This is a genomic window from Rhodococcus sp. NPDC057529, from assembly GCF_042802055.1.
Classification (GTDB): domain Bacteria; phylum Actinomycetota; class Actinomycetes; order Mycobacteriales; family Mycobacteriaceae; genus Rhodococcus_F.
The window spans coordinates 61,508-87,406 of record NZ_JBHVEY010000001.1; the positions used below are offsets into that span (position 1 = coordinate 61,508).

Below are 25,899 nucleotides of genomic sequence, written 5' to 3' on the forward strand. Positions count from 1 at the left end.
GCACTGTGCGCGAGCAGACACGATCCGGAGATGCATGGCCTGCGTTGAAGGTGGACGAGTGGACGTCGACGAGGGACACCCTGCACATGTGGACGCAGATCGTCGGGAAGATCCGCCTGGCCCACGCACCGCTGATCAACCACTGGTGGCAGGTGCCGCTGTACGTGAGTCCCCGCGGTCTCACCACGTCGACCGTCCCGTACGGCACCGACTGTTTCGACATCGAATTCGACTTCGTAGACCATCGGCTGGTGATCCGCACGAGCACGGGTGGCACCGGGACGATTGCGCTCGAACCGAAGTCGGTGGCCGATTTCCATGCGGAAACGATGGACACGCTGGCCGAACTGGGCGTCACGACGACCATCCTGGCCAGGCCCAACGAGGTGGTGACGGCCGTCCCGTTCGCGGAGGACACGCAGCACTGCTCGTACGACGGTGAGTCGGTGCACCGGTTCTGGCGGCAGCTCGTGCAGGCGGACCGTGTGCTGCACGAATTCCGTGCCCATTTCATCGGGAAGGTCAGTCCCGTGCACTTCTTCTGGGGTGCGCTCGACCTGGCCTGCACCCGGTTCTCCGGTCGAAGCGCGCCGACTCACCCTGGCGGAGCGCCGAACTGCGGAGACTGGGTGATGGTCGAGGGCTACTCACACGAGCTGAGCAGCTGCGGATTCTGGCCCGGCGGTGGCGTCGAAGGTGCGTTCTACGCGTACGCCTATCCGGAACCGGACGGCTTCGCCGACTACCCGATCGGGCCCGAAGGGGCGTTCTACAGCGCGGAGTTCCGGCAATTCCTGCTGCCGTACGAGACCGTCCGCACCGCGGACGATCCCGACGCGGCTCTGCTGAAGTTCCTGCACAGCACGTACGACGCGGCCGCCGATCGGGGTGGCTGGGACCGGGCCGCTCTGGAGACGGACCCGTCCCGTTGGGACGCCCACCCCATGTGAGTGGCACGGTGTGCTCCGGCACACGGTGCCACTCACATGGTCAGGCAGAGGCGTTCGCCCGCGCGGGCGCGGTGGCCCGGGTGGCACGCTCCGTGAGGAACGCGAACACGAGTCCGAGAACCAGCCACAGCGTGGCCTGCGTCGCGAGGGACGACAGCCGGAACTGCCACAGCAGCACCGCGGGGAAGTCGTCACCCACTTCGTTGATCGTGGGCAGCACCAGATATCCGATGGTCGCCACCACGAGGAACGCGACAACCGGCGCCGCGATCCGCACCGACAGGAACTCCTGTGCGGCGACGGCCTTCGCCGCGAAGACGGACGCCACCACGGCGAGCAGGCCCAGCGCGACCGCGGCAAGCCACAGCCAGGTGCGCTGGTTGATCGTCTCGGGGTCTCCGACTGCGGGCGGGTTGGCGGGGTACTTGAAGAACGGCACCGCCTCGATTGCCAGCCAGCCGAAGGTGGCCAGGGTCAGGCCGAGCAACGGTCCCGACAGCGTCGTCACCCGACGCGCGTAGTTCGCGACGACGGCGAAGATCGCTCCCAGTGCCAGTCCCGCGAGGGACGTGGCGAGGAACAGCCCGAAGCGCTGCCCGTCGCGGCTGACGAGTGCCTCTTCCTCGTCGTGCGAGTGCCCGGCCGGTTCCTCCGCCGCGGTGGCGTCGTGCGAGTGGCCTTCGGGTTCGGCGGCGCTGTGCGATTCTTCGATCGCGATGGCCGCGTCGATGTGCGACTCACCGAGAACGAACGCGACGCCACCGGCCAGGATGCCTGCGATCAGGCCGGCCAGCAGGCCGCGGATGAGGAGTTTCGTGAAGGAATCGGTCAGTGGCATGGCAGACCCAGGAGGTGGCGGCCGTCGTGCATCAATTCATGCATGTACATGCCGCTGCGCGAGATCGCGCCCTGGTCGAATCCCACGAGGTAGAGAGCGAGCATCGCGAACAGAACGATCGCGAAAGAGATGACGGCGAGGCGGGTCGTGTCGACCGACGAGCCGGGTGCGTAGGCGAGTGCCATAGTTCCTCCTGGGATTTCGCGTCCCCTAGGTCCAGGCGATGGCCGCAGTATCTGGCTGTCGAGGTGGTTCCCGTGAGGGACTACTCCGATTTACAGTGGCGCGACCGCTCCGGGATTGCACCGGATTCCTGCCGAACCATCGCATTGTCCTGCGAACTTTTGCACCCGGCGGGCCGTCGTGTCAATCCTCGGCCAGCCCCTGCCGCTCAGCTCTTGTTCGCCGCCGCGACGTCGAGTACGACCTCGAACTCCAGCAGCGACGCACCGGATGCCACCGGCTTCTTCCGCTCACCCGCGTGTGCTTCCCGGGCCGGACCGTCGCGCCACGCCGCGAATGCCTCTTCGCTCTCCCACTGCGTGACGACGAAGTAGCGGTTCTCGCCCTGCACCGGACGCAGGAGCTGGAAGCCGAGGAAGCCGGGAGAGTTCTCCACTGCGTGCGCGCGCGCCGCGAAGCGCTTCTCGAGTTCGGGGCCCGCACCCTCGGGGATTTCGATTGCGTTGATCTTCACCACTGCCATGCGGGCGAGGTTACTCCGCTAGCGTCGGAGTGGTGGCGGGTGAGAGTGCGTTGCACGACGAGGGTGGGGCGGGACAGCCGATTCTGCTGCTGCACGGGTTGATGGGCAGTGCCCGGACGTGGGGACGGCACGTGCCGTGGCTGCGCGAGCACGGCCACGTCTTCACGTTCGACGCCGCAGGCCACGGCAGGCCCGCGCCGTCGCGGTTGACGACGGAAGCGTTCGTCGCGGACCTGTCCACGGCACTCGCGCCCGTCGCCGGGCCGTGGGTGGTGATCGGCCATTCGATGGGCGCCCTGCACGCCTGGTGCCTGGCTGCCGAGCATCCGGAGACGGTGTCGGCGCTCGTCCTCGAAGACATGGCCCCCGACTTCCGCGGCCGCACCGCCGACGACTGGGCGGCGATGATCTCGAACTGGCCGCAACCGTTCGCGACCCGGGAGGATCTGTTCGAGTTCTTCGGTCCGGTTGCCGGACAGTACTTCCTGAATTCGTTCGAGAAGCGCGCCGACGGCTGGTACCTGCACGGCGACGTCGACACGTTCCGCGACATCTCGGCGGAGTGGGGCGACAGGCACTTCTGGGACCAGTGGGCGTCGATCACCGTTCCGGCCCTGCTGATCGAGGGGGAGTTCACCATCACCCCGGACGGCCAGATGCGGACCATGGCGGAGCGGCATCCCGGCGCCGAGTACGTCCGCATCGCGCAGGCCGGGCACCTCGTCCACGACGACCAGCCGGAGCAGTACCGGAAAGTGGTCGAGGAATTCCTCGACGGGCTCGGCTGAGATCCGCCTCGTCCGCTGCGGAGGACATTGTGTGTTCGTTTTTTTCGTTTTATCGTTGAGGTATGGCCGCTCTGATGAACCACACGGTGTTGCCACCGGGCTCCGACGATCGCGAAATTCTCACCGCGTTGAAGTATCTTCTCGCTGGTCAGGACGATGTGACGATCTCGACCCCGGAGGGTTCGGCGCCATTGCCGGACAGTGTCCGGGGTTTGCTCGTCGACGCGGTCACGGCTCTGGACCGGGGGCAGGCGGTGACGGTGGAGCCGCATCGGACGGTGCTGACGACGCAGGAGGCCGCGGAACTGCTGGGTATTACCCGGCCGACGCTGGTGCGGTTGCTGGAGGCCGGGAAGATTCCGTACTCGTCGCCGGGCAGGCATCGGCGGGTGGAGTTGGCGGACGTGCTCGCATTCCGACAACACGAGCGTGCGCGACGCGGTCAGGTGTTCGAGGAGATGGCGCAGGAGGAAACCCCGGACCCCGGCGACGCCGCTGACGGCTTCGTCTCGACCCGCTGATCGAGGGGCAGGACAACCGATGGCTGCCTTTCGGGTGGTTCTCGACGGGTGCGTCCTGCTCCCGCAGGTCCTGAACAACCTGCTGCTGACCCTGGCCGATGCCGAATTGTTCCGGCCGGTGTGGACGCCGGACCTGCTCGACGAGGTGGAGCGCGACCTGGCCGGGGAGAGGTTCGGCAAGTCGCCGGAGCAGGCGGCGCGTCGGGTCCACCAGATGCGCAGGGCGTTCCCGTTCGCGGAGGAGGAGTCACGCGGGTACCGCGAGTTGATCCCCGCGATGACCAACGATCCGAAGGACCGGCACGTCCTGGCCGCGGCGGTACGGTCCGGTGCGGCCTTGATCGTGACCGCCAACCTGACGGACTTCCCGCCGGCGGCACTCGACCCGTACGACGTCGAGGCGATCCACCCCGACGAATTCCTCTGCGATCAGCTCGATCTCGACTCGGAAGCGGTGTTCGAGCGTATACACCTGCTGGTCGCCCGGAATGCGCTCCCGCCGCGCACGGTGGGTGAGTTGCTCGAGTCACTCGACCGGCTGACCCCACGGTTCGTCGACGCGGTCCGGGCGGTGCTGGTCGGCCGGGACGACACCTCGGACCGCGGTGCGGCGCCGGCTGTGTCCGCCCTTCCGGAGCTGACCGACGAGCAGATCGACTCGTTGCCGCCCGAGGTGCGGCAGACGTACCGGCAGCTTCGTGCGATGGATCCGGCCGAGCGGGTGCGGTTGCTCGGGCACGCAGATCTGGTGAATGCGGCGTGGGCGTTCCTGATGCCGGTGTGTGTGGACGGGGATCTGCTGTCGGTATGGCCGAATGTGGATCCCGGCTTCCGGGCGGTACTCGCACAGAAGTGGGTGCGCGACAACCACTATCAGATGACTGTCGACGGTTGGGACGGCGAGGCGGTCGAGGCGGCCCTTGCCGGGCCGGTGCCGGATCATCCGCTGTGGGTGCATTTCGAGCGCGTGCATGTGCGGTCGTTCCGGGCGATGCTGCCGGATCCGGCGACGTGGGGTATCAGCTCAGCCACCAGGATGGTCGCTCCGGGCGTCGAGGCGCTCTACGTGCTCGACACCTCGACGCTGGAGGGCGGCCTGTGGCAGCCGAACGACACCCGGTATGTGTGCCCGGTCCTCATGCATCTCGTCGACGGGCGTTGGCTGGTGCGAAATCTGGGGTCGGAGTCGGACCCCGCGACTACCACCTGAACCTACGTCGGTGCGGGCGGGGGTGAATGGTTGCCAGCCCCGGGGTATCTATCGCGCGACGCGGCGAAGCCTCACGCTGGTCGAAGGCGTACTCCACAACCTATTCGAAGGCGCACAATGTATTTCGACTTCCGTGACAAGCCCGACCGTCTCTGTGTCAAAGAAATGGTCCACGGCTACAACATATCCAGCTGCTTGTTCGTCGCCGTCGAGCTGGAGCTCGCGGATCTGCTGGCGGGGGGCCCACTGGCGCTTGTCGATCTCGCCCGACGAAGCGGAACCGACCCCGATGCGCTGAAGCGGATCCTCCGCCTACTGATGAGCGCGGGGATCTTCGCCGTGGACGAGCAGGACACGTGCGCACTCACGCCGCGAGCCGAATTCTTGCGCAGGGACAATCCGGAATCGATCGCAAGCGAGGTGGAGCTCTTTGCCGGCGCAGAAACGTACCTGGCCTGGAGCGAGCTGCTCCAATGCGCTCGTACGGGGCGGACAGGGTTCGGCCAGTTCTTCGGCAAATCCCTCTTCGAGTACCTGGCCGAGCACCCCGACTCCGCCCAGCGCTTCCATCTGGGCTGGCACGAGATCTCGGTCCGCGCCGGTCTCGAGACCGCGGAGGCGATCGATTTCGCGGACAATCGGCACGTCATCGATGTCGGCGGTGGTTACGGCATCGTGACCGCCCAGTTGTTGCGCAAATACGATCATCTGCGGGGCACGATCTACGACTTGGAGTTCTCGCTGGCCAGGGCCGGTCACACCTTGCGGGAATACGGCGTCGAGGAGCGGTGTGGCATCGTGCCCGGCGACGGTCTGACAGAGGTGCCCGGCGGGGGTGACGTCCACCTGCTCAAGAGCGTTCTCCACACGATGAACGACGACGACTCGATACGCGTTCTCACCCATTGCGCGAACGCGCTCGAGCCCGGCGGAAGGATCCTGGTCCTGGAGCGGGTGATCAGCGAGGACGGCGGATACGTCTGGGGAAACGTGGTCGACGTCGCCATGCTGGTCATGACGGGCGGCCGGGAGCGAACCATTCAGGATTATGCGCGCCTGTACGAGCGCGCAGGTCTCGGGCTCACCGGCAGTACGCTCCTGCCCTGTGGCTTCAGCGTGATCGAGGGCCGGAAGTGAGACGGGCCGGACGAGGACGACCTCGCAACGCCGAAATCAGCGGACCTCGAGGAGCAGGTTCGGCATGGCGCACATATTGATCGTCGGCGGACATGACGAGACTTTCCGGATGATCGACGATCTACCGGTCGAACTGTCCGTCTTTCAGAACTCCGAATCGGTCACCGTGGACCAGGCCAGGCGCGCGCACCGGCTGTGCGTATTCGACTACCGCGACCAGGCAGAGGCGCTCTGCAGGGCGCGGGCGCTGCACGAGTTCACACCCTTCGATGCCGTCGTGTCCTTCACCGAGCACGGCCTCATGCCGGCCGCCGTGATCAAAGAGGCTCTCGGCATCGCGGGGAACGCGCGGGAAGCCGTCCGGTTGACCCGCGACAAGATTGCCATGCGCGAGCACCTGGCCGGCCGTGATCTCGGCGCTGTGCTGACCCGGAGCTGCAGTTCGGCGTCCGAGGTGCGGAACTTCCTTCTCGCAGTGGGCGGCCCGATCGTCGTCAAGCCCGCTGGAGGCGCCGGCAGTTCCGGCGTCTTTCGCGTCTCGAGCCTCGACCAGGTCGAGTCCGCATTCGCCCGCTCTCGCGGCGAGTACCCCGGGCCGACCCTCGCCGAAGAGTTCATCGACGGCCCCGAATACAGCGTCGAATCCTTCACCACGGACGGCCGGCACGACATCATCGCGGTGACCGCCAAGACCACCACCGGCGCACCACGGTATATCGAAACCGGTCATCTGATGCCGGCCGCGGTCGCACCATCGGCCCTTGCCGAGCTCCGCGGTCTCGTCACCGAATTCCTCGGTTCGATCGGTCATTCCTTTGGGCCGGCCCATACGGAAGTGCGTTTCGGCTCGGCCGGGCCCCGGATCATCGAGGGCAATACCCGTCCGGGCGGCGATTTCATTTGGGAGCTGGTGCTCCGTGCGATGGGTCGCGATCTGGTCCGGGAGTCGATCTGCCATCTTGCCGGACTGCCGCCGCAATCGCGAACACCCGGGCGCGGTGCAGGCTGCGTCGCATTCTTCGCGTACGAGAACGTGGTGATCGAACGGGTGCATGGCATCGAGGCCGCGCGTCAGGCCGAGGGGATAATCCGGTTGCAGTGTTCTCTCGAACCGGGGCAACGCCTCGGTCCGCTCCGATCCTCCGCGGATCGTCAAGGTGTCATTGTCGCGGTCGGCACCGATCTCGTGGATGCCGAGCGCCGGTTGGCTGAGGCGCAGGCCCGGATCCGGGTGGAGACGAGCCCGCTCCCGCACTGACAGGGCGGGAGCGGGCTCACCGGTCGGTCAGATGACGGTCATTGCATGGGCTGCTCGATGGGCATTACTTGCACGGTCGTCAAGATTTCGCGAATGAGTGAGGTCACGTCAGAGCTGGACCGGCCGGCGACGATGCCGCTGACGGGCAATTCGAAATCGAAATAACTCACGGTCTCCGGGAGGGAGGCGCCGGCATCCAGCTCCTTCCATCGAAGGACATCGGGGTGGCCTTGGAATCTTTCTCCACCCGAAATCGCACAGTGCCGCGACCGAAGCAGGTGCCCCGGGAACATGAAGTCCCCGTAGACCTTGGTACTCGCCGTCCTTTCGAACCACCGTTTCAGTGGATTGGTGTCGAGAGGTGACCAATCGAGGTTGCAGGCCAAGCCGGCTGCGACCAGGTCGATGCCCGTGGCGAGCCGGAACGTCTCCTTGATATGTCCCCCGCCGGGACGGGCGCCGACCTCCAGGAACACCATTCCCTCTGCGGCCTCGATCATTTCGAGATGAAATGGGCCGTTGTCGATACCCACTGCCCGAAGGTACTCGACCGCTGCCGTGCAGCGCCCGCCGTCGTCGTCGACTTGAATCGATCCCTGCGGAACTCCCTGGGCGAACTCGAGGCACGTGCCCAGATATCTGCTGGCGACGATCGCCACCGGCGCACCGGCAAGCATCACGCCATCGAAGTGGAAGATCGGCCCCTCCACATATTCTTCGAGCTGGAAGCGCTCCGGATCCCAGTCCTCCACACCTGCAGGGTGGTCGAGAATCGCAGCGCCGGCGTCAGCGTAGGTGGCGAAAACGACAACATCCTTGCTGGCGGTTCCATCGAGTGGTTTGAGCACTGTCTTCCCATACCAGGGAGCGACATCGGCGGACGACGCGGTGAGCGCCTCGTCGCAGCGAACAAATCGGGGCACGCGAAGTCCGCATCCTGCGACTGCGGCTTTCATCGCCACCTTGTCGTTCACGATGTGGACCTGCTCCGGGGATACTCCTTCGACGCCGAGGCTACGCCGTATCTGCGCTGCGTCCATCATCTCGTATTGGGAAACGCTGATCACTCTGTCGAAGGCATCGTCGGGGGAGAACAGGGTGCGAACCTCCTCGGCCACACCCGCGTGACCGGGCCGTTCAACCCTCGTACAGGGAAGGTCGGGCGGCACGGTGGCAAGTTGCGCAGCTGTGCCGACGTACACGACATCGTGAATTCCATGATCTATGACCCGGTGGTATTCGATGAAGGAATAGGGAACGCGGTGGAGGATGAGCAGTTTCATTCGGAAGACTCCGCTGGATGGAATGCCGATGGGAGTAAAAGGCTTTCGCCTTCCAGTATTGTCGCGAGCCGGCCGACGTGAAGCCAGGGACCCTGGGGGGAGAGATCACCCACCTTGCGCGGTCGTCATCGAATCGCGGACCGGCCGTGGGTCAAGTCCCGGTACTCGGTGGCGATCGCATCGACCACTGCGGACTTCGCATACCGGATCTCGTCGATGCCGGCCACCCCCATGATCTCGATCGCAGTGCCACACAGAAATGCGGCATCGAACGATCCGATCTCGTCGTACGCGATGTCGCGTTCCGTGACCGAGAGATTCAGTCGCGGACACAGCTCGTCGATGATCACCCTTCGGGTAATCCCGTCGAGTGCCAATTCGGCAGTGGGTGTGAACAGTGTGTCCCCGTCGACGAAGAACACGTTGGAGCCGCTCGATTCGCACACAGCGTCGGTTGTCGAGAGAAAGAGCACGTCATCGTAGCCGTCAGCCCTGTGGCGGTGGCTCAAGTAGCTCAACGCATAGGTAGACGACGTTTTCGCCTGATACGGGTGGCACGAGGCGGGTGCCCGCCGCCACGTTGCCGTCGAGAGCCGATAGTGCTCCGCGGCCGAATGCGACGGAAAGGGCAGGGCGAACAGGACCACCTTGCTGGACGATCCCTGCGCCTTGAAGCTCACATCGGTGTCGTCGTAGAAGACGAGGCACTTGATGTACGCATCGGTGAGATCGTTGGCCCTCACCAACTCGCGGCACGCATCGGCCAAGTCCGCATCCGAATAGTGCACTGTGTGCCCGAACAACTCGGCGGACCGTCGCAACCTGGCTAGGTGGTCGTCACATCTGAAGATGTTTCCGCCGTATGTGCGGATGCCGTCGAACACCGAAGTGGCATAGGACAACCCGTGGGTGGCAGGCGACAGACTCATGTCGTCGAATCGGACGCATCGGCCGTCTTCCCAGGCTATTTCGCTGATCATCTAGTCTCCCAGTCGCGCTCTGGCGTATTCGTGCATCGCCTGTGTACGCCGTGTGTTGACCGGAATCAGCCAGTTCTCCAGGTCGACGATGTGAATTGCGCCTACCCGGACCTTGGCGTCAATGGCGCCTCGGCCGAGGCAGACGTCCGAGAAACCCAGCCGATCCGCGAAATGATACATGTGATAGTAGTCGGCGATATACAGATTCAACCCACGCGGAATTCGGTCGTGGTCCAGTCCCCGAACGAGTTTCGTGAACACGCCACGGTGATCGTCGGCATAGCTCAGTGATCCGGCCAACGGAGTAGTCGAAGACTTGTCGTAGTCCACCTTGACGAAGTATTTGGCACCTTCGGACGAGCGTGCAAGCATACGCAGCACATCTCTCGTATAGAGGTTCTTGGCGTGTCCGTATTTGGCCACGTTCAATGCCTGCAGGCCGGCGAAATCGTCCACGACTCGACTGTCTTCCGCCACGTCCGAGAGACGGTGTATCTCGGTGGTGCACGCCGCCTCGGCCCTTCTCGTGATCCTGACTATCGATTTGTATTGACTGGCTCCTACCGCTGTTCGCAGGGCGAGGTCCACACTTCGCGAAGACCGAAAGAATGCCGCCTTCATGAAAGGAACTGCAATGACGTCGGCGCGCGGGCGACTATCGTTTCTGCGAAGGGAAGGGACCAGCAACCAGTCGGCGGTTGATGCCAGGCTCGACAACTCCGCCAGTGTCGAATCGTCGGGCTCGTCGCACACGGGCATGTAGAAGTATCCGGGTGCGACGTACGCCCGCTCGCGATGCAGGGCGTCGTCGCTGCTCACGCTGTCTCGGAGTACCGCGTTCCAGTGGGCGATGTCCCTCAGCGGAAGTTGTGGCCGTGGAACGTTGTGGCTGTTACAGAACGCATCTCGTTGGGGCAGCCATTCCATGGTCTTCCTCCTTTCCGTTCCGGTTCCGATCGGCGGTCGTGTGCGACAGCCCGGAATTCTCGAGAAGACGTCGCTCCCCGTTGAAATAAAAGACTCGATTGGCAAGTCCGGTCAGCCCGGGATTGTGCGTGATGATGAAGAAGAGCGTGTCCGGCAAGGCAGAGATCACGGTCTGCAGTATCGAGAGCTCTGCTCCTGTACTCAACTCGGAAGTCGCTTCGTCGAGAATTGCGACCGCAGGGCGAGTGATCAGGAGGTCGAGGAGCGCCAGCCGCTGCAGTTCCGTCTTGCTCAGATTCAACTGACCGGTGGCGGGGACGGGCTCGTCGAATCCGGACGGTAATCGTCCGACGACGTCTGCCACGTCGAGATAGTCGACGGCGCGTGCCAATTCGAGCGGTATTGGGCTGTTGAAGTGTTCGATCAATCTGCCCGGCTTGAAGATCGGACTCGACGTCAGGAGGCGGACGTCGTCGGCGTGGGAAGTCGAGACGTATCCCGTCGTCCGGCCCAATGTCGAGACGACGCCTGTCGTGGGCTGCAGGCTGCCGACGACCAGCTTCGCAAATGTCGACTTGCCGACCCCGCTCGGGCCCATGACGACCACGACGTCTCGGCTGGCGAAGGACTCGGAAAGCTCCTCCAGCAGCACAGCCCCGGTGTGCGGCGCGACGTACGTCACCTCCGAAAACGACACGAGCGCTGCGTCGTCGAGGGCCGCATCGGTCCGGCACGGCGCAGGGCCGATCGGAGGCGTGCGGAGACGATCCGCGCTGTCGAGGACCTGTCTGAGGTCCACCAGGCAACGGCCCACCCGGGCGAAAACCGCGATGAGGCTGTACGAGAGACTCAGCGCGAGAACACCGCCGAGGCCGGGTCCGCCGCCGGCCTGGACGAACACGGTCGAACCGACGACGACCGACAGGAAGAGCACACCCATCAAATCGAGCTTGTAATTGAACCAGCGGCGCGCGCCGGCATTGTCCATCGACGCGAAGGCACGATTCATCACACTCTTGTTCAGCCAATTGACGAGGGTCGAGTTGTCGCGTGCCAAGTCGAATCTCGCCGAGCTCCAGGTAATGGCCTCGACCCGCTCCAATACGGTCGACGTCGTGCCGATCTCTCTGTCGTTGAAGTCCTGCAGCCGCCTTCCCGATCGCTTCGAACTGTGCCAGTAGGCGAAGCACATCCCCGCAAGGGGCAGCAGGACGAGAATGTTCCTGCTCGCGACGAACGCGGCGGTCGTGAGCAGCAACGTCACCGCACCCAGCGTATTCAGAAGTACTTCCGGCAGAAGTTCGTCGATACGTCGTTGATCCCACGTCAGTTTGCTCTGATAGTCCTGATCGACGTCGTCGAAGTCCGACCTGGAGGGCTTGGGACTCATGACCGTCGAGAAATAATTCCGACACTTTCGGGATGCCGCGATGATGCTGCGTTCGACTATGAACAGGGAGGTGAACATCGACAGGAGCGCCCCGGCGGACAGTGCGGCGATGAGGATTGTCACTGCTGTCCGAGCATTCGTGGTCGTAATTCCGCTGGCAGCTGTGTAGTCACCGACAATCGTCAGAACGTCGCGGCACGCGAACAGGACGCATGCGACAATTACGACCTTCGCGACACCCAGGCTCATCAGACTGCGGCGTGACGAGGTCGAGACTTCCGGTCGGTCCACGCCCTGAGGACGGCGAGCGACCGGCCGATCCTCGTGAGCGAGCCGCCTTGTGCAGTCGTGAACTGGATTCGCGGCACGTGGTGTGGGGTTTCGCATCACCTCCACGACCTCGCCCCCGGCCACTACCCATATCTCGTCTGCGGCATCTCTTTCATCGGGCTTGTCCGTTGCATAGATGACCGTGGTGTCGTGCCACGGCCCGCGCAGAAGCGAGGCCAGCAGCCCCCTGGCCAGGTCGTCGTCCAGCCCTGCCGTGGGCTGATCCAGGTACACGAACGCAGGCTCGGCCACTATTGCCCGTGCCAGTTCCAGCCGCTTCCCCTGCCCGCGGGACACGTCCCAGCATTCGGTCCGGTCGCGTGCCTTGCTCGAGAGGTAGTCGCCGTAGAAGGTGTCGGGAAGTCGGGACAGTGTCAAGGCTCGACGGGCCTCGTCGTCGGTGAATTCGCTTCGATAGAGACACAAGTTCTCGTAGAGCCCGCCAGGGAATATCCACGGTTCATCCGGTACGAAGAACGTTTTGTCGCTCACCTCGCTGCTGCGTCGTGCACCGATTTTCAGAACGGATGTCTTGCCACTGCCTGCGGCGCCGACTACGGCGATGTGCTTTGCCGTTGTTGCCGGTAGGCGCGTTGCCGTCGCATCGGTGTCCAGTGGGTGGGGACTGGACAAGTACTTCGCAACGTTGGCGTGCCCGACGATGCCCTGAGAAAGGCTCTGAACAATGAAGGGGATATTGTTGGCGACGGATTTCAGGCCTCCGACCAACGCCATTGTGGACAACAGGCCTGCCGGATCGACGTACCCGACGTGGACCAGCTGGGCAAATACCGCGGCAAGTATGGCCACGATCGGAGTGAGTGTCGAGATGAGATTGATCCGCGCGACGAGACGGGCCGCCTTCAGGAGCGCGCGCTCCTCGCCGTCCCGTTTGTCTCCATAGCGCAGAAACAGTTCGTCGTTCCAGTTCTTGAGCCACACGAGCAGGCGATTGTTCATCGAGAACAGGCCGACGTCGATGCGATCTGCCGCCGTCGCCGACAGTGCGGCATGTGCGGCATTCAGTTGTCTGGCGTTCCCGTAGATCACCACGGAACTGATGAGGATCACGATCAGAGCCGCCAGCGCACTCAGCCCCAGTGCCACGAAGAAGTACGCGGAGGTGAAGGTGACGGTTACGAGTGCCAGGATGATGAAAATGAGTCCTGACCAAGCATTTTCGACGCGCGCTGCCTCCCGGTCCAGCAGGGTGACCAGGTCGGCTGGTTGGCCGGAAGGGGTAATGCTGCGTTTCTTGCGCAGCAGTCGTTGTTCGACGTATGTCCGGGCGCCGATTCCTACCACGTCCGCTTGCATGAAAGTGTGGTTCAACGCAAGCCACGCCACGTACGTCAGCACGATGCAGGTGATGCCGAGCGTGAGGTTCGTCGTGAGCGCGGAATCGCCGGCGACGAGGCGCTGGATCAGCGACTTCAGCGTGATCGCGGCACCGAAGGCGCATCCTGCGTTGATCGCGATGGCCACGAGCCCGAGCACGATGTCACGACGGAGCCCGCCGAAGACGGATCTGCCGAGTCGCTCGCCTCCGAGCGCGTTCATGCTGTCCCGCTGCGCCGCGTCGCACCACCGCCGCCATCTGGCAAGGTGTGAGGCGTTGGGCACCGGGTCTCGCCGAGTTCGGGGTGTGGGAACCTCGAACCAGACGATTTTCCTGAGGACGCTCAGCATGTGGAGTACGTGGGGGCCACCGGGTCGGCCAGGGCGATCGACGCGATTCTGTCGCACAATTGCGTGATCATCTTCCATCCGTCGGCGAGTGCTTCACGGAGTTCTCGGATCTCGGCCGGCGTTGCTCCATCGAGCAGGTCGATGCCCATGCTCACGTGCTGGCCGTCGTCTTCTCCGTGTTCTTGGAAGTGCGGAATTGCCGGAAACGCTCGTGCCGCTTCTCGATGCCAGATTTCGCCACTACCTTCCAGCACCACATGCATCAGCAGAGTGCGCACCATGTCGCTCCGGTACAGCATCTGATGTCGGAACCACTCCATCGCCGAGACGAACGTTGCATCGGTGACGGGCGTGTGCGCTGTACCCCGTTGGGTGCGCAGGTTGTCGTTGTGGCCCAGTTCCTCGACCAGATGGTCGAGCGCTACCTGCTTGTGTGCCATATCGGAAGTCATCGCGACACGCAGGTGCAGCAGGTCCTGAAACACGTCCGACCAGGTCTGCTGGCAGTCGAGCAGCCGTTCCCGAACGTGTGGGTTGTCGAACGCAGGGTCGTCGATCAGCCGTAACAGGTCGCTGGTTCCGAATTGCTGCAGGTATTTCTCGTTGTCGGCCAGGAGTACAGCCGCCCGATTCGGTGCCTCGCCTGCAAATACCGCGTTGGGCTTGTCTGCGTCCTCGTAGAGCGCCTTGCCGTTGAACTGGATCGAGAGCGCCCAGAAGCCGTTCCGGGTTCCTTCGAAGCCGTGCCAGGTGTCGCCGGGGACGAGGATCATGTCGCCCGCATCGACCTCCTGCTCCGCACTGCCCATCGTTCGTCCGGAACCCTCGCAGATCAGGATCAGGCTGGGCTCCGGGTGCTTGTGCACCGCGAGCACCTCACCGCACTCCAACCTGACCCAGCTGATCGCCAGATTGCTGGAAGCAGGAATGAATTGCGCCAACTGAGGGTGCTGGCTGAATATCTTCACGACCCCCAGGTTGTGGATGTCCCCGCCGACAACGGCTTCGTTGATCGTCTCGAGTGCGCTTCTGGCGATTATGTGCATAGATTTCTTCCTTCTGTGGGATCGACCTACCTCGAGCTCTTTGTCGTCCCCAATCGTGGGCACACGCCTTCCCGTCGAACAGGTACCCCAGGGTTGAAAACGTCACCCCCCCAGTGGAAAGGGTGTCGAAAACTCTCCCCAGGGTGTCTATCCGCATCAGCCGAGCGCCGCCGAAGATAGCTGAACACCGCAGTAAGAATGAAAGGCGAGTTTCGCATTGATTTCCGAAACGATGCTCGAAGCCGAGCAGAAATTTGTCCGCTCCGGCGTGATCGGCGTCGGGGGCACATGCCTTCAGACTGCTGAAGCGACGGCCGATGAATTATCCGGCCGCACTGTCGAGAATGCGCTACGACGATGGGAAGCGGGGCACGCGGAGTTTCCCCATGCCGCCGTCGCGGCCCATTACCAGACAGTCGGGCGTCACGGGGTCCGGCCCCATCTGGTCGCCATGCTGCGAAACTTCCACAGCGACAACCGTTCGCATCATGTTCTCGGCGCCTGGCTACCGATGACGTTCGATGCACAGAACGGCGACTACCTGTCCTACGTCGGGCTCGACTATGTCGACCAGGTCGTCCGGTCCGACGACGCGCGGCGCGTGGACGCATTCGTGGCTGCCGCGGCCATGGACCTTGCGTTGCTGGAGGCGCGAGCCCTCGGCAGGTCGGCACACGCACCCCAGGTGGCTCGGGCGCGCGCGGCGGCACGGGTCGTGACACAACTCGACAGGCTCGCACCCGATTTCTCGCTCGATCCTTCCGTCGCCGCGGCCGGCCTCGCGGCGCTGGCTCAGCCGGGCACCGACTACGGTTCGTTTGTCTCAGTCGCCGCGCCGGCGCTGAACGGCGTCCCCGAAGAGATCGGAAGTGCAGTCCGGTTGACGTTGTTGCCGACGACTCGCCTGCACGACGAGCAGATGTTCATCCGCTGCATCCAGATCTTCGAAGGTCTGTATCGTCAAGTCGCGACGGCTATTTCGAGGGCAATCCGTGATCTGCGCCGCGGTCGGGCAGCAGCGGCAAAGGATCGCCTCGACCGGGCATCGATCCGACTCGAAGCGGTGCCTGCGCTCTTCCGGGTTCTCACGACGATGCCGGTTGACGCCTTCGCGATCATTCGCGGCTTCACCCACGGGCGGAGCGCGGTGCAGTCGCGCGCGTTTCGTGAAGTCGAGTTCGCGTGCGCTCCACTCGATCCCCGTGACTTCGAGCACGTTGCGACAATCGATGTCGGGGACACCACGTTGCAGGACGCCTATCTCGCGATGCGCAAGACGCATCCGGACGCAGGCGTTGTCGAGGAGTCGATGCGGCGCCTGGACCGTGCGTGGGTTGCGATGAAGCGAGGCCACTGGGGCATCACCCTGAAAGTCATCGGGACGGTACCTGGTACCGGCGGGACGGCAGGCGCGTCGTATTTAAAACATGCTGCGATGATGTCACTCTTCCCGCGGCTGTCCGAGGTGGCGTGACCATGAGCGACATCAACCACCGGGTCCGAAAACAAATCATGGGATACATCGTGTCCCAATCCATTTCAGCCGTCTGTGAACTGGGTGTGCCCGACCGGTTGGCGGACGATGCGTGCTCGCTCGGCGATCTCGCGGCGAGCGTGGGTGTCGACGCCGACGCGCTCGGTCGATTCCTGCGGGTCCTCGTCGCGGAAGGATTGTTTGCGGAAGACGGAGGACGGTTCGCGTTGACGGAGGCCGGTGAGCTCCTGCGGGCAGACACTGCGGGCTCGCTTCGGCACTTGGTCGGTTTGATGTCGAACGAGGCCTACCTCGTGTGGGGGCACGCGGCCCATTCGATCCGCACGGGGAAGGAATCGTTTTCGGCAGCCTTCGGCAAGCCGTACTTCGAATGGTTGTCCGACAATCCGTCGGCGGCCGACGAGTTCGCACGGGGCCAGGCAGGGCTGGTCGAGTTGCGATTGTTGCCTTTGCTCGACCACGATTGGTCGGGCGTGGGAACAGTCGTCGACGTCGGAGGCGGGACCGGCGCACTGATCACCCGGTTGCTCGATCGGCACGCGCATCTACGCGGAATTCTGTTCGATCTGCCTCATGTGGTCGAGGAAGCGCCGTCGACGTTGTGTTCGGCCGGTATCGGCGAGCGAACGACGGTTGTGGGGGGAAGTTTCTTCGACGACGTCCCGGGGAACGGTGACGTGTACGTGCTGTCTCAGATTCTGCACGATTGGGACGACGTGTCCGCCGGCAAGATCCTCAGCAGTTGTCGGCACGCGATCCCGGCAAGTGGACGATTGATGATCGTCGAGCAGATCCTCCCGGAATCGGCGACAACCCACCCCATGGCTCTGCTGGATCTCCACATGCTGGTTCTCCTGGGAGGCCGCGAGCGCACGATCACCGAATGGCGCCGACTGTTGACCGACCACGGATTCATGCTGGATTCGGTGACGCAGGGTCCCCGATCATCCGTGATCGAGGCGGTTCCGGTGTGAGCCGGCTGCCCTCGCCCGCGAGGGCGAAGAGCCCGTCGTCGGTCTGCTCGACGAGTCCGTCGATCAGCAGGGAGTGGAGTGCGCGGTCGCGTTGCCCGGGGTCGTCGAGCCACACCTGGTCGAGTAGGACGCGTTCGACCGGCGCGGTGCTTTCGCGGAGCACGGCCATGAGCTTGCCGCGCACCTGACGGTCGGTGCCTGCGAATTTCTGGACCTTCCGGCGCTCCCCGGTGTGCGCGGGACGTCCGGCGTCGACCCAGGCGCAGTTCGGCAGCGGGCAGCGGGTGCATTCGGGGGAGCGGGCGGTGCAGACGGTGGCGCCGAGTTCCATCAGGGCCGCGGAGAACGTGGCGGCGCGGGCACGGGTCCGGGGGAGCAGCGCGGACACGTCGGCGAGGTCACGGGTGGTCGACGGGTTTCCGGGCTCGGCGCTTCCGTGCACCGCCCTGGCGACCACGCGCCTGACGTTCGTGTCGACGACGGGGACCCGCTGCCCGTAGGCGAAGCAGGCGACGGCCCGTGCGGTGTAGGCGCCGATGCCGGGCAGTCGGAGGAGGGTGTCGACGTCGCTCGGCACCACGTCGCCGTGGTCGGCGGCGAGCACACCGGCGCATTCGTGGAGTCTCAGCGCGCGACGCGGGTAGCCGAGCTTGCCCCACGCGCGCAGGACGTCGGCCTGACTCGACGCGGCCATGCGAGACGGGACCGGCCAGCGCTGCACCCATTCCTCCCAGATCGGGGCCACCCGGACGACGGGAGTCTGCTGCAGCATGATCTCGCTCATCAGGATGTGCCAGGCGGTGACGCCGTCGCGGCGCCACGGCAGATCCCGCGCCTGTACCTCGTACCAGCTGAGCAGCGCGGAGGAGTCAACGGCCACTTCGTCCTCACAAGTCCCTTCGTTCACGGGTGAAACAGAATTTCCGGGCTCGTCATAATCCCGTCGCGACGGTGCCACACGCCCGGTGCACAATGATCCCATGCCTAATTCGAACCCGGTGTCCGCGTGGAAAGCCCTTCGTCAGGGTAACGACAGATTCGTCAGCGGCACCTCGCTCCATCCCAGCCAGGGCGTCGCCGATCGGGCGAAGCTCGTCGGCGGCCAGCACCCCACGGCCGTCCTGTTCGGTTGCGGAGACTCCCGCGTCGCCGCCGAGATCATCTTCGATCAGGGTCTGGGCGACATGTTCGTCGTCCGCACCGCGGGTCACGTGATCGACGACGCCGTGCTCGGGTCCATCGAGTACGCGGTCGGCGTGCTGAACGTGCCGCTGATCGTCGTGCTCGGTCACGACAGCTGCGGTGCCGTGAAGGCGACGCTCGACGCCCTCGACGACGGCAACGTGCCGCCCGGCTTCATCCGCAGCATCGTGGAACGCGTCGCGCCGTCGATCCTCCAGGGACGTCGCGAGGGCCTGAGCAGCGTCGACGAACTCGAGGGTCGCCACGTGGTGGAGACCGGTGCACTGCTCATGCAGCGTTCGCGGATCATCGCGGAGAAGGTGGAGAGCGGCGCGTGCGCCATCGCGGGTGTCACGTACAAGCTGTCCGACGGCCGCACTCACCTGCAGGGCGCTGTCGGGGACATCGGTGAGCTCACGGACTGACCGCGACACGCCGCAGCCGCTGAGCCGTTGCCGCGCGACGCCGAACTACCGTTGACGTCGTGCTGGAACCGAATGGACCGTTGCCCCCCGAGATTTACTGGCGCCGCAGGGCGCTGGCGATCGGCGGTGCCATCGTGGTGTTGATGCTCGTGGTGTGGTTGATCAACTCGCTGCGTGGTGGCGGTGACTCCGAGACGGATCCGGCGGCAGCGAGTTCGTCGTTGACGACGCCTGTGTCGATTTCCCCGACAGCCTCGGGTTCGTCCACGTCCAGCGGAGGTTCGGGCGGTTCCGGTGGTGGCGGCGGTGGCGCCGCTGCCGCCGGCGGCGAGGCGTCGTCGGGTACGTCCGGTTCGTCGGGGGCGTCGAGCAGCGGTGCCTCGAGCAGCGCCGCTCCCAGCGGTCAGCCGGTCGCTGCGGGACAGTGCCCGGACCAGTCGCTGGCCATCAAGGTGGCGGCGGACAAGCCGACGTACCTGCCCGGTGAGGAGCCGAGCTTCACGACGGTCGTCACCAACATCGGCACCGCGCCGTGCGAACGCGATCTGGGTAGCAGCCTGCAGCAGGTGCTCGTCTACACGATCGACGGCGCGGTGCGCCTGTGGTCCAACATCGACTGCTTCCCGCAGTCCGCGGCCGATGTGCGCACCCTCGCCGCGGGCGAGCAGGCCCAGTTCACCGTGAAGTGGTCGGCCAAGACGTCCGCCCCGGACTGCCTGACGCAGCCGGAACCCCAGCGTGATCCGGTGGGGCCCGGCGCGTACACGGTGGTCGGGCAGCTCGGTCAGCTCCGCAGTGCGCCGGAGCCGTTCAACCTCAGCTGATTCTCGGTGCGGGGTCGACGCGTGAGCGTCGATCAAATTCCTTGTCGAGCTCGGTGAGGTCGGGGTCGGCGAGCAGCGCCGCGAGCAGGATGCGGGCCTGACCTGCTCTGAGGTCGGTGGAGAACAGCGCCCCCGCCGAGACGAGGTCGTGTCCGCCGCCCCCGCCGCCATAGGTGGCGGAGGTCGGGCCGTGCGGCACCCGGGTGGTGACCACGACCGGGATTCCGGCGGACGTGCAGTCCCGGACCGCCTCGACGATCGCGGGGTTCACGTTCCCGGACCCGAGCCCGTCGAGCACCAGCCCCCGGGCCCCGGCCGCGAGGCACGCGTCGAACTGGACGCGGTCCGCGCCCGGATAGGCGGCCACGATGTCGACGCGGGTTCCGGAGATCGGATGCCACGACAGCGGATCGAGACGGTGCGGCAGCAGGTCGCCGGTGGGGTGGACGGATCGGAACGCGTCCAGGGACGTCGTGTCCGCCTTGCGCGTTCCGGACGCCCGGTGCAGGACACCTCCGAACGCGATGAGGACACCCGCTCCGCGCAGGGCCGGGTTCGTTCCCGCGACGATAGCGTCGGCCAGGTTGGCGCGGGCGTCGGATTCCGGATGGTCGAAGGTGCGCTGCGCACCCGTGAAGACCACCGGCCGCGGGTCGTCGTGGTGGAGGTCGACCAGGAAAGCGGTCTCCTCCATGGTGTCCGTTCCGTGTAGGACGACCACCGCGTCGAGATCGGGGTCGCTCAGCTCCGAGGTGACGGTGTCGCGGACCCGGTCCATGTCGGCGAACGTCATGCTCGAACTGTCCTTCGACATCACGTCGACGACACGGATTTCCCTTCCGGTCCGGGTGCTGCCCAGCAGATCGGAGCCTGCGACCGCGGGCCTGCTGACACCCTGCCCGTCCCGCGTGCTGGCGATGGTGCCTCCGGTGGTGACGACGGCGACTTTCGGCACTGTTGTCCTTCCTGCTAGGCGTTGGGGCGGTCGGATGCCAGGGTCCGGATGCGGTTCCTCGCGCCGTACCATCCGATCACCAGCAGCGGGGCGATGATCGCGATGGATCCGACGGTCCAGGTTCCGACCGGGTGATCGAACGCCATCAGTATGACGACGCATCCGAGGAACACCAGAGTGAGGAGACCGGTGTAGGGGGCGCCGAACATCCGGAAGCCGGGACGGGTGAGGGTGCCGTCCTTCGCGAGTTTCCACAGTTTCAGCTGGCACAGAACGATGACGGCCCAGGCGCTGATGATCCCGAGTGCGGCGAGGTTCAGAACGATCTCGAATGCCTGCGTGGGAACGACGGCGTTGAGTCCGACGCCGAGCAGGATGACGAATCCGGTGAGGGCGATGCCGCCGTACGGTACTCCGGCCTTGTTCATCCGGGCGGCGAACGACGGCGCCGACCCGGCCATGGCCATCGAATGCAGTATTCGTCCGGTGGAGTACAGACCGGCGTTGAGAGACGACAACGCGGCCGTGAGCACCACGAGGTTCATGATCGCGTCGGCGCCCTGCACGTTGATGGAACCGAAGAACGTGACGAACGGGCTTTCGCCTGCGTGGTACTCGGTGTAGGGGAGCAGCAGCGACAGCAGCAGCACGGATCCGACGTAGAAGACGAGGATCCGGATGATGACCGTGTTGATCGCCTTGGGAATGACCTTCTGCGGGTTCTTCGTCTCGCCGGCGGTGGTGCCGACGAGTTCGATCGAGGCGTACGCGAACACGACGCCCTGGATCACCACGACCGCGGGCAGCAGGCCGTTGGGGAAGAGTCCGCCGTTGTCGGTGATCATGCTGAATCCCGAGGTGTGGCCTTCGATCGGCGTCCCGAACAGCACGAAATAGATGCCGAAGCAAAGGAACGCGGCCAAGGCGACGACCTTGATGAGCGCGAACCAGAATTCCAGTTCGCCGAACACCTTGACGGACACGAGGTTCAGCCCGAGGACGAGCACGACGGCGGCCAGGGCGAAGACCCATTGGTCGACGTTCCCGAGCGGTGCCCAGTACTTCTTGAAGAAGTTCATGTACAGAGCGACGGCGGTGACGTCGACGACGGCCGTCATCGCCCAGTTCATCCAGTACAACCAGCCCGCGGCGAAGGCCATCTTCTCGCCGAAGAATTCGCGGGAGTACGACACGAACGACCCGGAGGTGGGCCGGTGCATGACGAGTTCGCCGAGGGCCCGCAGGATCAGGAAGGCGAAGAACCCGCAGAGGGCGTAGACGAGGACGAGTGCGGGCCCGGCCTGCTGGAGGCGTCCGCCTGCGCCCATGAACAGGCCGGTGCCGATCGCACCGCCGATCGCGATCATCTGGATCTGTCTCGGGCCGAGCGCTTTCCGGTAGCCGAGATCTTCCTCGACGAAGATGTCTCCCGAGGTGTCGTCCTTCTCGATCGTCACGAGACCACCTCCGCGGTCGCGGCGACGGGCATCTGGCGTGGCGAACCGGACGCTCTCAGGTTGGCGAGATGCTCGGGGCTCAGGAGCCGGTCGAGTTCGTCCCGGTCGAGCAGGCCCGCCTCGATCACGAGGTCCGCGACCCTGCGGCCGGAGATCAGGGCCTCCTGCGCGATCCGGGTCGAGGCGGTGTACCCGATGTACGGGTTGAGTGCGGTGACGAGCCCGATCGAGTCCTCGACCCGGGCCCGCAGCAGATCGGCGTTGGCCGTGATGCCGAGCACGCAGCGGTCGGCCAGGATCCGGCAGGCGGCGCCGAGGTGGCGCATCCCCTCGGACAGGGAGTGCACGATGATCGGTTCGAACGCGTTGAGTTGCAGTTGGCCGGATTCGGCGGCCATCGTGATGGTGACGTCGTTGCCGATGACCTCGTAGGCCACCTGATTGAGGACTTCGGGGATCACCGGATTGATCTTGCCGGGCATGATCGACGAACCGGCCTGTACCGGGGGGAGATTGATCTCGTTCAGGCCCGCGCGCGGTCCCGACGACAGCAGGCGGAGGTCGTTGCACACCTTGGACAGCTTGACGGCGATCCGCTTGAGCACGCCGGAGAGGTGGACGAACTGACCGACGTCCTGGGTGGCCTCGACCAGGTCCGTTGCGAGCACGAGGGGGAGTCCGGTGAGTTCCCGCAGTGTGTCGCAGGCGGCCTCGGCATAGCCGGCGGGCGCGTTCAGGCCCGTGCCGATGGCGGTGGCGCCGAGGTTGATCTCGTGGACGAGGAGAGCGGCCTCGCCGAGGCGGGCGCGGTCCTCGTCGATCATCACCGAGTAGGTGGCGAATTCCTGGCCGAGCGTCATCGGCACCGCGTCCTGGAGTTGGGTACGCCCCATCTTCACGGTGTCGGCGAACTCCACGGCCTTGGTCGCGAAGGCCTCCTGCAGGACCCGCAGTGCGTCGAGGAGGTCGTCGATCGCAAAGATCGTCGCGATGTTGACCGCGGTGGGGTAGACGTCGTTGGTCGACTGGCTGAGGTTCACGTGCTCGTTGGGGTGGAGTTCCGCGTAGTCCCCGCGTCCGTGGCCGAGGATCTCGAGCGCCCGGTTGGCGATCACCTCGTTGGCGTTCATGTTGGTCGACGTGCCGGCGCCGCCCTGGATGACGTCGACGACGAACTGCTCGTGCCAGCGGCCGTCGACGATCTCCCGGCATGCCTGCCCGATCGCGTCGGCGCGGCGGTGATCGAGGATCCCGAGTTTCTCGTTGGCGCTCGCCGCGGCCCATTTGACGTATGCGAGTCCGCGGATCAGACAGGAGTTGGTGGAGATGGTGCGACCGGTGATCGGGAAGTTCTCGACGGCCCGCAGCGTGTGGATTCCCCAGTAGGAATCCGCAGGCACTTGGCGGTCGCCGAGCAGATCGTGTTCTGTTCGCGTTTCGAGCACTTGATCAATTCCTCACGGGGATTCGCGCGCTGTTGCTCTGCACGGATGCGGTGGACGGAGTCTGCTGCTCGAAGAGGGTAGATTCTCGGTCGAGCCACCCGGCTATCCACCTGCCAGGCTGTCAGACAGGTGCAATTGTTACCTCGCTCACTCGCAGCCGTCAACCCGGGGCCCGCGCCGTGTTGACGTCGTCGCGGGGAAGTGAGCAGAATATCCCCATGAACCTGTCAGACAGCTGGGCAGCCAGGCGTCCTGTCACGGCGCGGGTCAGTGCCGCCGAGGCGGTCCTCGCGGATCTTCGTGACGCGATCACCTCGGGTGAGCTGTCGGTCGGTGAGCGACTTCCGTCCGAAGCGTCCCTCGCGGCGCGGCACGGAGTCAGCAGATCGGTGATCCGGGAGGCCCTGCGTTCCTGCCACGCGCTCGGACTCACGGAGACGAAATCGGGCCTCGGGACATTCGTCGTCAGCGATTCGATCGCCCGCGACCTCGACTTCGGGAACTACGCGGCCAACGAACTCGTCGAGGCGCGCCCCCACGTGGAGATTCCCGCCGCCGGATGGGCGGCCCAGCGGCACACCGCCGACGATCTCGCCGCCCTGCGTGGCCTGGTGGACCAGATGCGGGACGAGGACGACCCGCTCGTGTGGGTCTCGCTGGATGCGCAGTTCCACGCGTACATCGCCCGGACGAGCCGGAACCGCGTATTCGACTCCGTGATCGTCGACATCCGCGAAGCCCTCACCCGCCAGTCCGAAACGCTGAATCTGGTTGCGGGACGGCAGCAGAAGTCGAACGACGAACACGACCGGATCGTGGACGGCATCGCATCCGGAAGCTACGACAAGGCTGCACGCGCCATGGCCGAGCACCTGGACGCGGTGCGGGTCGCACTGGAATCCGTGGTCGGAGAAGGCAGCCCGGACCGCCGACGGTGAGCTGCGACCGCCGACGGTCAGTCGTACGGGCCGGAGATCGACGTCTCGGCGAGCCGGGACAGGCCCTCGCGGATGTGGCGCGCCCACAGCCCGCCGATCCCCTCCACCGACTGAAGGTCGGCGGCCGTCGCGGCCAGCAGCGACTGTAGCGTGCCGAACGAGCCGACCAGCCGGTGAATCTGGTTGAACTGCAACCGGGGAACGCGAGTCAGGACGCGGTAGCCGCGGGGGCTCATCGGCGCCTCGAGCGCCTCGATGGTGCCCGGGTAGCCGAACGCCCGCGCCAGCGTCGTGAGGTCGAGAAGGTCCGCGTCCGTGATCCTGTCGAGCGCGGTGAGCGACTTCTCGACGTCCTCCGCGGGCGCCGGGCCCGAACCGGCCAGATAGTCGCGCACGATGAGTTCCCTCGCCACGTCGTTGTCGCCGACGAGTTCCTCGAGTTGCAGTGCGAGCTGCCGCCCGTCCGTCCCGAGTTCGAGCACGTCCTGCTCGATCTCCACGGACACGCGCCGCACCATCTCCAGGCGCTGCACCACGGTCAGGGCGTCGCGGAGCGTGACGAAATCCTCGATCTCCACCACCGACAGCTGGCGGGTCACCTCGTCGAGCCGCGCCTTGTACCGCTCGAGGGTGGCCACCGCCTGATTGGCGCGCGACAGGATCGTCGCGGACCCGTCGATGACGTGCCGGATGCCGCCGACGTACACGCTGACGATGCTCATCGACTGGCTGACCGACACCACCGGGTACCCGGTCTGCATCGCCGTCCGCTCGGCGGCACGGTGACGGGTGCCGGACTCGACGGTCGGGATCTTGTGGTCGGGCACCAACTGGACGTTGGCGCGCACGATGCGGGACCCGTCGGTGGACAGCACCACGGCGCCGTCCATCTTCGACAGCTCACGCAGGCGGGTCGGGGCGAACTCCACGTCCAGTTCGAAGCCGCCGTCGCAGATCTCTTCCATCTGCTCGTCGTAGCCGAGGACGATCAACGCACCCGTTCGGCCGCGCAGAATGCGTTCCAGACCGTCGCGAAGTGCAGTTCCGGGAGCCAGCCGGGCAATCGTTTCGCGCAGTGCAGACGACGACTCGGCATCGTTCATCGCGCAATACTCCCGCTGAGGTAGACGTCACTTGTCGGGGACCGCCGC

General features: G+C 65.2%; 24 protein-coding genes and 1 riboswitch. Of the genes, 11 read left to right on the forward strand and 13 right to left on the reverse strand.

The window, feature by feature from the left end:
• Nucleotides 1-5: 5 nt before the first annotated feature.
• Nucleotides 6-950, forward strand: a complete 945-nt coding sequence (locus ACFU5V_RS00320) for a DUF5996 family protein (RefSeq protein WP_378441327.1) — start codon at nucleotides 6-8, stop codon at nucleotides 948-950.
• A 40-nt stretch (nucleotides 951-990) separates the two neighbouring features.
• Here the strand turns inward: ACFU5V_RS00320 and ACFU5V_RS00325 are convergent, their stop codons facing one another.
• The 3 genes from ACFU5V_RS00325 to ACFU5V_RS00335 all read right to left on the reverse strand — a co-directional run bounded on the left by ACFU5V_RS00325 (nucleotide 991) and on the right by ACFU5V_RS00335 (nucleotide 2,494).
• Nucleotides 991-1,788 (reverse strand): CbtA family protein, encoded by a 798-nt coding sequence (locus tag ACFU5V_RS00325; protein ID WP_378441069.1) that lies wholly within the window; start codon nucleotides 1,786-1,788, stop codon nucleotides 991-993.
• Complete coding sequence (locus ACFU5V_RS00330; RefSeq protein ID WP_005244930.1) at nucleotides 1,779-1,973, reverse strand: CbtB domain-containing protein; 195 nt, start codon at nucleotides 1,971-1,973, stop codon at nucleotides 1,779-1,781. Before ACFU5V_RS00330 ends, ACFU5V_RS00325 begins: the two co-directional genes overlap by 10 nt.
• Before the next feature lie 22 nt (nucleotides 1,974-1,995).
• Nucleotides 1,996-2,129: riboswitch (cobalamin riboswitch) on the reverse strand.
• 50 nt (nucleotides 2,130-2,179) lie between these two features.
• The gene (locus ACFU5V_RS00335) at nucleotides 2,180-2,494 is read right to left on the reverse strand and encodes an antibiotic biosynthesis monooxygenase (RefSeq protein ID WP_012691525.1); all 315 of its coding nucleotides are present in this window, start codon (nucleotides 2,492-2,494) and stop codon (nucleotides 2,180-2,182) included.
• Nucleotides 2,495-2,526: 32 nt separating this feature from the next.
• On the opposite strand from ACFU5V_RS00335, the gene ACFU5V_RS00340 reads away from it, so the two are divergent.
• From ACFU5V_RS00340 to ACFU5V_RS00360, 5 genes are all read left to right on the forward strand, one after another.
• A complete protein-coding gene (locus ACFU5V_RS00340; RefSeq protein ID WP_378695930.1) occupies nucleotides 2,527-3,282 on the forward strand; it encodes an alpha/beta fold hydrolase in 756 nt (251 codons plus the stop codon).
• Nucleotides 3,283-3,344: 62 nt separating this feature from the next.
• On the forward strand, nucleotides 3,345-3,803 hold the full coding sequence (locus ACFU5V_RS00345; protein WP_378441065.1) for a helix-turn-helix domain-containing protein: 459 nt from the start codon (nucleotides 3,345-3,347) through the stop codon (nucleotides 3,801-3,803).
• A gap of 19 nt (nucleotides 3,804-3,822) precedes the next feature.
• A complete protein-coding gene (locus ACFU5V_RS00350; protein ID WP_378695932.1) occupies nucleotides 3,823-5,013 on the forward strand; it encodes a PIN domain-containing protein in 1,191 nt (396 codons plus the stop codon).
• Between the two features lie 117 nt (nucleotides 5,014-5,130).
• Nucleotides 5,131-6,150, forward strand: a complete 1,020-nt coding sequence (locus ACFU5V_RS00355) for a methyltransferase (RefSeq protein ID WP_378695934.1) — start codon at nucleotides 5,131-5,133, stop codon at nucleotides 6,148-6,150.
• A 64-nt stretch (nucleotides 6,151-6,214) separates the two neighbouring features.
• Complete coding sequence (locus ACFU5V_RS00360; RefSeq protein ID WP_378695936.1) at nucleotides 6,215-7,408, forward strand: ATP-grasp domain-containing protein; 1,194 nt, start codon at nucleotides 6,215-6,217, stop codon at nucleotides 7,406-7,408.
• A gap of 38 nt (nucleotides 7,409-7,446) precedes the next feature.
• Here the strand turns inward: ACFU5V_RS00360 and ACFU5V_RS00365 are convergent, their stop codons facing one another.
• From ACFU5V_RS00365 to ACFU5V_RS00385, 5 genes are all read right to left on the reverse strand, one after another.
• Entirely contained in the window at nucleotides 7,447-8,691 is a 1,245-nt protein-coding gene (locus tag ACFU5V_RS00365; protein ID WP_378695938.1) for an acetyl-CoA carboxylase biotin carboxylase subunit family protein, read from the reverse strand.
• A gap of 125 nt (nucleotides 8,692-8,816) precedes the next feature.
• Nucleotides 8,817-9,671, reverse strand: a complete 855-nt coding sequence (locus ACFU5V_RS00370; RefSeq protein ID WP_378695940.1) for an aminotransferase class IV — start codon at nucleotides 9,669-9,671, stop codon at nucleotides 8,817-8,819.
• The gene (locus ACFU5V_RS00375) at nucleotides 9,672-10,598 is read right to left on the reverse strand and encodes a hypothetical protein (RefSeq protein ID WP_378695942.1); all 927 of its coding nucleotides are present in this window, start codon (nucleotides 10,596-10,598) and stop codon (nucleotides 9,672-9,674) included.
• The gene (locus tag ACFU5V_RS00380; RefSeq protein WP_378695944.1) at nucleotides 10,564-14,007 is read right to left on the reverse strand and encodes an ATP-binding cassette domain-containing protein; all 3,444 of its coding nucleotides are present in this window, start codon (nucleotides 14,005-14,007) and stop codon (nucleotides 10,564-10,566) included. The genes ACFU5V_RS00375 and ACFU5V_RS00380 overlap by 35 nt, the downstream gene beginning before the upstream one ends.
• Complete coding sequence (locus ACFU5V_RS00385; RefSeq protein ID WP_378695946.1) at nucleotides 14,001-15,053, reverse strand: cupin domain-containing protein; 1,053 nt, start codon at nucleotides 15,051-15,053, stop codon at nucleotides 14,001-14,003. The genes ACFU5V_RS00380 and ACFU5V_RS00385 overlap by 7 nt, the downstream gene beginning before the upstream one ends.
• 217 nt (nucleotides 15,054-15,270) lie before the next feature.
• On the opposite strand from ACFU5V_RS00385, the gene ACFU5V_RS00390 reads away from it, so the two are divergent.
• The gene (locus tag ACFU5V_RS00390; RefSeq protein WP_378695948.1) at nucleotides 15,271-16,527 is read left to right on the forward strand and encodes a hypothetical protein; all 1,257 of its coding nucleotides are present in this window, start codon (nucleotides 15,271-15,273) and stop codon (nucleotides 16,525-16,527) included.
• A 2-nt stretch (nucleotides 16,528-16,529) separates the two neighbouring features.
• Nucleotides 16,530-17,522, forward strand: a complete 993-nt coding sequence (locus ACFU5V_RS00395) for a methyltransferase (protein WP_378431691.1) — start codon at nucleotides 16,530-16,532, stop codon at nucleotides 17,520-17,522.
• Here the strand turns inward: ACFU5V_RS00395 and ACFU5V_RS00400 are convergent.
• Nucleotides 17,461-18,402 carry an A/G-specific adenine glycosylase gene (locus ACFU5V_RS00400; protein ID WP_378695950.1) on the reverse strand — a complete coding sequence of 314 codons (942 nt, stop codon included), beginning with the start codon at nucleotides 18,400-18,402 and terminating at the stop codon, nucleotides 17,461-17,463. The genes ACFU5V_RS00395 and ACFU5V_RS00400 overlap by 62 nt on opposite strands.
• Before the next feature lie 100 nt (nucleotides 18,403-18,502).
• Between ACFU5V_RS00400 and ACFU5V_RS00405 the strand changes: the two genes are divergently transcribed.
• Entirely contained in the window at nucleotides 18,503-19,129 is a 627-nt protein-coding gene (locus ACFU5V_RS00405; protein WP_276139070.1) for a carbonic anhydrase, read from the forward strand.
• A 59-nt stretch (nucleotides 19,130-19,188) separates the two neighbouring features.
• Nucleotides 19,189-19,953: a hypothetical protein gene (locus ACFU5V_RS00410; protein ID WP_378695952.1), complete on the forward strand. Its 765-nt coding sequence runs from the start codon at nucleotides 19,189-19,191 to the stop codon at nucleotides 19,951-19,953.
• Here ACFU5V_RS00410 and ACFU5V_RS00415 read toward each other — a convergent pair.
• Genes ACFU5V_RS00415 through ACFU5V_RS00425 form a run of 3 tightly spaced genes read right to left on the reverse strand, consistent with a single transcriptional unit; the run spans nucleotide 19,946 to nucleotide 23,810 of the window.
• Nucleotides 19,946-20,908, reverse strand: coding sequence for an asparaginase (locus ACFU5V_RS00415; RefSeq protein WP_378695954.1), 963 nt, complete (start codon nucleotides 20,906-20,908; stop codon nucleotides 19,946-19,948). The genes ACFU5V_RS00410 and ACFU5V_RS00415 overlap by 8 nt on opposite strands.
• A 14-nt stretch (nucleotides 20,909-20,922) precedes the next feature.
• Nucleotides 20,923-22,365 (reverse strand): amino acid permease, encoded by a 1,443-nt coding sequence (locus ACFU5V_RS00420; protein WP_378431687.1) that lies wholly within the window; start codon nucleotides 22,363-22,365, stop codon nucleotides 20,923-20,925.
• Nucleotides 22,362-23,810, reverse strand: coding sequence for an aspartate ammonia-lyase (locus ACFU5V_RS00425; protein ID WP_378695956.1), 1,449 nt, complete (start codon nucleotides 23,808-23,810; stop codon nucleotides 22,362-22,364). The genes ACFU5V_RS00420 and ACFU5V_RS00425 overlap by 4 nt, the downstream gene beginning before the upstream one ends.
• Nucleotides 23,811-24,028: 218 nt before the next feature.
• Here ACFU5V_RS00425 and ACFU5V_RS00430 point away from each other — a divergent pair, with 218 nt between their 5' ends.
• Nucleotides 24,029-24,748 (forward strand): FadR/GntR family transcriptional regulator, encoded by a 720-nt coding sequence (locus ACFU5V_RS00430; RefSeq protein WP_378695958.1) that lies wholly within the window; start codon nucleotides 24,029-24,031, stop codon nucleotides 24,746-24,748.
• Nucleotides 24,749-24,765: 17 nt separating this feature from the next.
• Here the strand turns inward: ACFU5V_RS00430 and disA are convergent, their stop codons facing one another.
• Complete coding sequence (gene disA / locus ACFU5V_RS00435; RefSeq protein ID WP_012691546.1) at nucleotides 24,766-25,851, reverse strand: DNA integrity scanning diadenylate cyclase DisA; 1,086 nt, start codon at nucleotides 25,849-25,851, stop codon at nucleotides 24,766-24,768.
• Nucleotides 25,852-25,899: the final 48 nt, after the last annotated feature.